Origin of the sequence: Burkholderia sp. BCC0044 (genome assembly GCF_902832955.1) — a bacterium.
Lineage (GTDB): Bacteria > Pseudomonadota > Gammaproteobacteria > Burkholderiales > Burkholderiaceae > Burkholderia.
On sequence record NZ_CADFDO010000008.1, the window covers coordinates 225936 to 233113 of the forward strand.

General features: G+C 70.9%; 7 protein-coding genes. 3 read left to right on the plus strand and 4 right to left on the minus strand.

The features are described 5' to 3' along the window. Nucleotides 1-159: 159 nt before the first annotated feature. Entirely contained in the window at nucleotides 160-1596 is a 1437-nt protein-coding gene (gene mdtD / locus HWX14_RS34120; RefSeq protein ID WP_124595614.1) for a multidrug transporter subunit MdtD, read from the minus strand. A 234-nt stretch (nucleotides 1597-1830) separates the two neighbouring features. On the opposite strand from mdtD, the gene HWX14_RS34125 reads away from it, so the two are divergent. Beyond that, nucleotides 1831-2154 (plus strand): DUF2917 domain-containing protein, encoded by a 324-nt coding sequence (locus HWX14_RS34125; protein WP_175886507.1) that lies wholly within the window; start codon nucleotides 1831-1833, stop codon nucleotides 2152-2154. On the opposite strand, the gene HWX14_RS34130 is transcribed toward HWX14_RS34125, so the two are convergent. After that, nucleotides 2127-3359 (minus strand): citrate/2-methylcitrate synthase, encoded by a 1233-nt coding sequence (locus HWX14_RS34130; RefSeq protein ID WP_175886508.1) that lies wholly within the window; start codon nucleotides 3357-3359, stop codon nucleotides 2127-2129. The two genes, HWX14_RS34125 and HWX14_RS34130, sit on opposite strands and share 28 nt — an antisense overlap. Before the next feature lie 140 nt (nucleotides 3360-3499). Here HWX14_RS34130 and HWX14_RS34135 point away from each other — a divergent pair, with 140 nt between their 5' ends. Beyond that, nucleotides 3500-4891, plus strand: a complete 1392-nt coding sequence (locus tag HWX14_RS34135; RefSeq protein WP_175886509.1) for a CoA transferase — start codon at nucleotides 3500-3502, stop codon at nucleotides 4889-4891. 21 nt (nucleotides 4892-4912) lie between these two features. Here HWX14_RS34135 and HWX14_RS34140 read toward each other — a convergent pair whose 3' ends face one another. Further along, nucleotides 4913-5659, minus strand: a complete 747-nt coding sequence (locus HWX14_RS34140; protein ID WP_006489667.1) for a GntR family transcriptional regulator — start codon at nucleotides 5657-5659, stop codon at nucleotides 4913-4915. A gap of 166 nt (nucleotides 5660-5825) precedes the next feature. On the opposite strand from HWX14_RS34140, the gene HWX14_RS34145 reads away from it, so the two are divergent. After that, a complete protein-coding gene (locus HWX14_RS34145; RefSeq protein ID WP_175886510.1) occupies nucleotides 5826-6671 on the plus strand; it encodes an aldo/keto reductase in 846 nt (281 codons plus the stop codon). A gap of 27 nt (nucleotides 6672-6698) precedes the next feature. On the opposite strand, the gene HWX14_RS34150 is transcribed toward HWX14_RS34145, so the two are convergent. After that, nucleotides 6699-7178 (minus strand): hypothetical protein (locus HWX14_RS34150; protein WP_175886511.1); only part of this gene is annotated, 480 nt, incomplete at its 5' end.

Consider the following 7178-nt stretch of genomic DNA (forward strand, 5'->3'; position numbering starts at 1 on the left):
AAGGAAGACTGCCAGTTTACCCGCAGAATTGGCGAGCAAGAAGCATGCACGGCAGGGTGCCGCGTGCGGTTGCCCGTCGCGCTGTCGGTACGCGCACGCGTGCCGGGCCGCGTTGCACCGCGATGGTGCGTTCCGGCCTGATTCGGCGCGCGCCGCGCGTCACGCGCGCTCGGACGGGTCGGTCTTGCGCGCGGTGCTGCGGATCTCCGGCGCGAGCTGCGCGAAGATCCACGCGGACGCGGCGGTGATGATGCCGACGCAGATGAACGTCGCATGGAACGCCGGCAGCGTGTTGCTCGGCGTCACGGTGCGCAGCATGCCGGTGAACGTCGCGAGCAGCGCGCCGGCGACGGTGACGCCGAGGCTCATCGACAGCATCTGCACGAGCGAGAACAGGCTGTTGCCGCTGCTCGCGCCGCCGGTGCCGAGATCCTTCAGCGTCAGCGTGTTCATCGCGGTGAACTGCATCGAGTTGAAGCCGCCGAACAGCGCGAGATGCACGACCTTCACCCACACCGGCACCGTGTCGCGCATCAGCGCGAAGCTCGCCATCATCACGCCGACCATGATCGTGTTCGCGAGCAGCACCTTGCGGTAGCCGTGCTGCGTGATCAGCCGCGTGATGATCCGCTTCGAGAACATGCCGGCCGCCGCGACCGGCAGCATCATCAGCCCGGCCTCGAACGCCGAGTAGCCGAGACTTACCTGCAGCAGCAGCGGGATCAGGTACGGCATCGCGCCGCTGCCGATCCGCGCGAACAGGTTGCCGAGCAGCCCGACGCTGAACGTGTGGATCTTGAACAGCTCGAGCGAGAAGATCGGCTGCGGCGCGCGCACCGCATAGAGCCCGTACGCGACGAAGCACGCGAGGCTCAGGATCAGCAGCACCAGCACGGCCGCGTGCTGCATGCCGAGATCGGCGAGCCCGTCGAGCGACAGCGAGATCGCGACCATGCCGATCGTCAGCAGCAGATAGCCCTTCAGGTCGAAGCGGCCGGCGGCCGGGTTGCGCGAATCGGGCATCGAATAGAAGGTCGCGATGCAGCCCGCGACGCCGACCGGCACGTTGATCAGGAAGATCCAGTGCCACGACGCGATCTTCACGAGCCAGCCGCCGAGCGTCGGCCCGATCAGCGGGCCGATCAGCCCCGGAATCGCGACGAACGACAGCGCGGGCAGGTAGCGCTCGGCCGGGAACGTGCGCAGCACCGCGAGCCGCCCGACCGGCAGCAGCATCGCGCCGCCGACGCCCTGCACGACGCGGAACGCGACGAGCTGCGTCAGCGTATGCGCGTTCGCGCACAGCAGCGAGCCGAGCGAGAACACCAGGATCGCGCTGAAGAACACGCGCCGCGTGCCGAACGTATCGGCGAGCCAGCCCGACACGGGGATCATCACCGCCATCGTCAGCGAATACGCGATCACGACCGATTGCATCCGCAGCGGCGATTCGCCGAGGCTCGCGGCCATCGACGGCAGCGCCGTGTTGACGATCGTCGCGTCGAGCGTCTGCATGAAGAAGCCCGTCGCAACGAGCCAGAGCATCACGGTGAGGTTCTTTTCGCCGGGAGCGGCGGCAGGCGGGCTTTGGAACATGACGGGGGCGGTGGCGCGGGACAGCCGACATTGTAGGGAAAGCGGCGGCGCCGTGCAGGTTCGGCGACACGCGTCACGCGGGCCGAGCCGATCCGGCCCGGCCCGTGCGCCGGAGGCTGTCCCCGTCGGGCGGCCAGTACAGTTCAGCCAAAAGTGTCTGCAGCCGTATCTGTCCCTGTGCTGCCGCTGTCCGAAATACTGGTGTCATCGAACCCGTGCGACCAGGAGGCTGCCATGCGCGAGCTGCGACTTTACGTGATGGACGGCGATGAGCCGGCCGGCCGGTGGCGGATCGTCGATCGTACGCTGCTCGAAGTGGCCGAAGGCGACGTGTGGGTGACCGTCGAGGGCCGGCCCGACGATCACTGGCTGAGTGCGGGCGCATCGCTGACGTTGCTGCCCGGCACGCGCGCGTGGGTCAGCGCGGGGCCGCGCGGCGCGACGTTCGCGTTCGGCCCGCTGGCGATGTCGGCCGTGCGCACCGCGCCCGCGTGGTGGCGCTTGTTCGCCGCGTGGCGCGACGGCCGGCGTCAGGCGGCCGCGTCGCTGCCGACGTAGCGCGCCCGCGGCCGGATCAGCATCCCGTCCGCGTACTGTTCGAGCGCATGCGCGATCCAGCCGGCCGTGCGGCCGGCCGCGAACAGCGTGAACGCCGCGCCGTCGGGCAGCGCGAGCGTGCGCTCGAGCACCGCGAGCGCGAAATCGATCGTCGGCCGCAGGCTCGTCGCGGCTTCGACGCGTGCGGCCAGCGCGCGCGCCGCGCGCAGCGCCGGCCGGTCGCGCGCCGTCGCATCCAGCGCATCGAGCAGCGCCCGCGCGCGCGGGTCGCCGTCGGGATACAGCGGGTGCGCGAAGCCGGACAGGGCCGTGCGGCCGCCGTCCGCGCGTTCGTCGTGCGCCAGCCGCAGCGCGAGGTAGCGATCGAGATCGGCGGCGCGGGCCGCTTCGTCGAGCAGCGTGCCCGCGCGGAACGTCTCGCCGCCGTGGCGCGGCCCCGACAGCGCCGCGAGCCCGCCCGAGATCGCGCCGAACAGATGGGTGCCGGTCGAGGCGATGCAGCGCACCGCGAAGGTCGACGGATTGAGTTCGTGATCGGCGCACAGCACGAGCGCACGCCGCAGCAGGTCGGCTTCGTCGCGCCGTCGCACGCGCCACGCGGCCGCGAGCTGGCGGTGCACGGGCGCGTCGTCCGGCGCGATGCCGGCGAGCGCGGCCGTCGCGACGCGCAGCAGCAGCGCAGCGGAATCGAGCTGCGCGTCGCGCCCCTGGGCCCACAAGCCCGGCAGCGACGCGGCCGCGGCCGGCAGCAGCACCAGCGTGCGTTCGAGCGGCGCGAGGTGCGCCCAGCGACGCGCCCAGTCGTCCCACTGCGCCGCGTCGAAACCGGTCGATGCGAGCGACGTGGCGGCCAGCCGCGCGGGCGGACAGTCCCACAGCCGCGCGGCCGTTTCTTCGAATGTCGCTGCGTCGGCCAGCGCGATCGCATCGATGCCGCGGTAGCGCAGGCGGCCGTCGGCGATCTGCGTGATCCGCGATTCCAGGACCGGCACGCCCCAGTCGAGCGAACGTTCGGCAACGCCGCCCGCGCGCTTCGCGTCGGCGCGTCGGCGCGCCAGCAGGCGCACCTCGTTGGCATCGTAGCGGCGGCGTTTGGTCGCGCCGTCGGGCAGCGAGCGCAGCAGGCCGCGGCTCACGTACGCGTAGAGGGTGCTCACGCTGACGCCGAGCATGCCGGCGGCTTCCTGCGCACTGACGGATGTCATGCCGGTGGCTCCTGTCGCCGCGCATGAAGCGCGGGCTCGCTACAACTATTCGTTATGTATTGATTCGCGCAATCAAGATTGATCGCGCCTGTCGCGAATTCTAGACTCGATTCCGTCTCCTCAACGGCGTCTCCTCCACCATGACACCCGAATTCGCATTGGCGCATCTTTGGCAACTCGCGCACGGCGAGCGCGACGCGCTGGCCCGCACGACCGTGACCGGGCAGGACCCGACGCTGCCGTCGACGTTTCAGGTCGGCACGCTTGCCGCCGCGACGATCGCCGCGGCCGGGCTCGCGGCAGCCGAATGCCAGCGGCTGCGAACGGGCGTGGCGCAATCGGTCGACGTATCGGTGCGCGACGCGCTCGTGGCGTTCCGCAGCGAACGCTACCTGCGCGTGGACGACGGGCCGCCGCCGGAGTTGCGTCAACCGGTGACCGGCTTCTTCGAGACGGGCGACGGACGCTGGATTCAGCTGCACGCGAATTTCCCGCATCATCTGCGCGGCATTCTCGACGTGCTCGGCTGCGGCCCGCAGCCTGCCGACGTCGCCGCGGCGATCCGCACCTGGGACGGCGCGGCGCTCGATACCGCGCTGGCCGACGCCGGCCTGTGCGCGGCATTGATCAGAACCCCTGACGAATGGGCGGCGCACGAGCAGGCGCGTGCGATCGCGTCGCTGCCGCTGTTCGAGATCGAGCGGATCGGCGACGCGCCGCCCGAGCCGATCGGCCGCGGCGAGGCCGGCCAGCCGCTGGCCGGCGTGCGCGTGCTCGATCTCACGAGGATCATCGCGGGGCCGGTCGCGGGCCGCACGCTGGCGTCGCACGGCGCGCAGACGCTGCTCGTCAACGGTCCGCACCTGCCGAACATCGCGCCGCTCGTGATCGACAACGGGCGCGGCAAGCGTTCGACGTGGATCGATCTGCGCGACACGGCCGGCGTCGATACGCTGCATGCACTGGCGCGCGATGCGGACGTGTTTCTGCAGTCGTACCGGCCCGGCGCGCTTGCTGCGCGCGGTTTCGCGCCGCAGGCGCTGGCGGCGCGGCGGCCCGGCATCGTCTACGTGTCGGTGTCGGCGTACGGGCACGCGGGGCCGTGGGCAATGCGGCGCGGGTTCGACAGCCTCGTGCAGTCGGCGAGCGGCATCGCATGGCAGGAGCAGCAGGCCGCGCAGGCGAGCGGGCCGCGCCATCTGCCGTGCCAGGCGCTCGACCACGCGACGGGGTATCTCGCGGCGTTCGGCGCGATGATCGCGCTCGCGCGGCGGGCGCGCGAAGGAGGGAGTTGGCACGTGCGGATGTCGCTCGCGCAGACGGGGCGGTGGCTGCAGTCGTTCGGCGCGGTGCCGGACGGGCTGCGGGCGCCCGATCTCGCGCCGGCCGACGTGCGCGACCGGATCGACCGCGTCGCGTCGCCGTTCGGCGTGCTCGACACCGTGCGGCCGGCCGAGCGGCTGTCGGCGACGCCGCCGTCGTTCGCGCGGCCGCCCGTGCCGCTCGGCACCGACGACGCGCGCTGGCTGTGAGGGCGGGCGACGCCGCTCGCGTTACTTGCGCAGTTCGACGACGAAATCGTAGTAGTCGTTGCGGCAGTAGGTATCGGTCAGTTCGATCGCGCGCTGGTCGGACGTATAGCCGATCCGCGTGATCAGCAGCAGTGCGTCGTGCGGGGCGATGCCCATCTGCTCGGCGATCTCGTCGGTCGCGTTGACCGCGCGGAAGTGCTGCAGCGCGCGCACGATCGGCGTGCCGCGCGCTTCGAGGTAGCTGTACAGCGAGCCGACGATCGCCTGCGGATCGGGAATCAGCGTCGCGGGGAACGTCGAGTTCTCGACGGCCATCACGATGCCGTCGGCGAGACGCAGGCGTTTCAGACGTGTAACCGAGGCGGCCGGCGACAGGCCGAGCTGGATCACTTCGTCGCGGTTCGCGGGTTGAATTTCACGTGCGAGCCATTGCGAGCTCGGCTTGAAGCCGCGGCGCTCCAGCATTTCGCTGAAGCTCGACAGCCGCGACAGCGGATCCTCGTAGCGCGGCTGGATGAAGTTGCCCGCGCCCTGGGTGCGGCGGATCAGGCCTTGCTCGACGAGCAGCGCGATCGCCTTGCGCGCGGTGATGCGCGACACGCCGAGCGCTTCGGACAACACCCGCTCCGAAGGCAGCGCTTCGCCGGCCGTCCAGCGGTTGTCGTGGATCGCATCGCCGAGCTTGCGGGCGAGCTGCAGGTAGAGCGGCGTATCGTTGTCGGGGTCGGGGCGCAGGTCCTGCCAGCGGTCGTCCGTGGGTGCCTTCATACAATGGGTATCGATCAGGTTGCGGCCATTCTAAGTCATCATGCCGCGCCGTTATAGCCGGTTTTTGCCGTGCAATAGGCCGGGGGCGCACCGATTGACTACACTGATGCGTCGTATCCGATGCTTCGGCCGCGGTGCGCGGCCACGAATCCGCAACGAGGAACGCATGACAGACACGACCGCCACGGTCGTTTTGCCGAACGGCGAGACGATCCCGAAGCTGGGCCTGGGCACCTGGGAAATGGGCGAGCGGCCGGCGCGGCGCGCGGACGAGATCGCCGCGCTGCGCGAAGGCGTCGAACTCGGGATGACGCTGGTCGATACCGCCGAGATGTATGGCGACGGCGCGACCGAGGAGCTGGTCGGCGACGCGCTCGCGGGCCTGCGCGACGACGTGTTCCTCGTCAGCAAGGTTTATCCGCATCATGCGAGCCGGCGTGGTGTCGTCGCCGCGTGCGACGCGAGCCTCAAGCGCCTGCGTACCGATCGCCTCGACCTGTACCTGCTGCACTGGCGCGGTTCGGTGCCGCTCGAGGAAACGGTCGAGGGGTTCGCCGCGTTGCAGCGGGCGGGCAAGATCCGCCACTGGGGCGTGAGCAACTTCGATACGGCCGACATGGCCGAACTCGTCGACGAGGCGGGCGGCGGTGCGTGCGCCACCAACCAGATTCTCTACAACATCGCGCGACGCGGCCCGGAATTCGACCTGCTGCCGTGGCTGGCCGATCATCGGATCCCGGCGATGGCGTACAGCCCGGTCGATCACGGGCGGCTGCCGAAACGTTCGCCGCTCGACGAGATCGCGCGGCTGCGCGGCGTGTCGGTGATGCGCGTCGCACTGGCATGGGTGCTCGCGCAGCCGGGCGTATTCGCGATTCCGAAGGCGTCGCGGATCGAGCACGTGCGCGACAACCGCGCCGCGCTCGATGTCGTGTTCAGCGATGACGAGCGCGCGCAGCTTGACGCGTATTTCCGTCCGCCGCGCAGCAAGCGCGCGCTCGAGATGCTCTGACCGACCTCGGCCGGGCGACGCTTCCGGTCAGTGGTTGCCGCCGGACGATCCGCCGTTGCCGTGACCGCCGCCATTGCCGTTGCCGGTGCCATGGCCGTTGCCGACGCCGTTGGCCCCGCCGTTGCCGGCGCCGCCACTGCCATTGCCGTTGCCGTTGCCGCCGCCATTGCCGTGGCCGCCGGTGCCGTTGGCGCCGCCGCTCCCGCCGCCGGTGCCAGCGCCACCACCGCCGTTACCGTTGCCGCCGCCATTGCCGCCGGCACCGTTGCCGTTTCCGCCACCGTTGCCGTTGCCGTGGCCTCCGCCGGCACCGCCACTGTTGCCGCCATTGCCACGGCCGTTGCCGACGCCGTTGGCGCCGCCATTGCCGGCTCCGCCACTGCCGTTGCCATTGCCGTTGCCGCCGCCATTACCGTGGCCACCTCCGCCGTTACCATGGCCGCCGCCGCCGCCGCCGCCGCCGCCGCCACCGCCGTTGCCGCCACCGCCACCGCCGTTGCCACCGCC

Excerpts from the sequence above, each read along its gene's own strand:
- mdtD (WP_124595614.1), bottom strand. The coding sequence starts at position 1,596 with ATGTTCCAAAGCCCGCCTGCCGCCGCTCCCGGCGAAAAGAACCTCACC.
- HWX14_RS34125 (WP_175886507.1), top strand. The coding sequence starts at position 1,831 with ATGCGCGAGCTGCGACTTTACGTGATGGACGGCGATGAGCCGGCCGGC.
- HWX14_RS34130 (WP_175886508.1), bottom strand. The coding sequence starts at position 3,359 with ATGACATCCGTCAGTGCGCAGGAAGCCGCCGGCATGCTCGGCGTCAGC.
- HWX14_RS34135 (WP_175886509.1), top strand. The coding sequence starts at position 3,500 with ATGACACCCGAATTCGCATTGGCGCATCTTTGGCAACTCGCGCACGGC.
- HWX14_RS34140 (WP_006489667.1), bottom strand. The coding sequence starts at position 5,659 with ATGAAGGCACCCACGGACGACCGCTGGCAGGACCTGCGCCCCGACCCC.
- HWX14_RS34145 (WP_175886510.1), top strand. The coding sequence starts at position 5,826 with ATGACAGACACGACCGCCACGGTCGTTTTGCCGAACGGCGAGACGATC.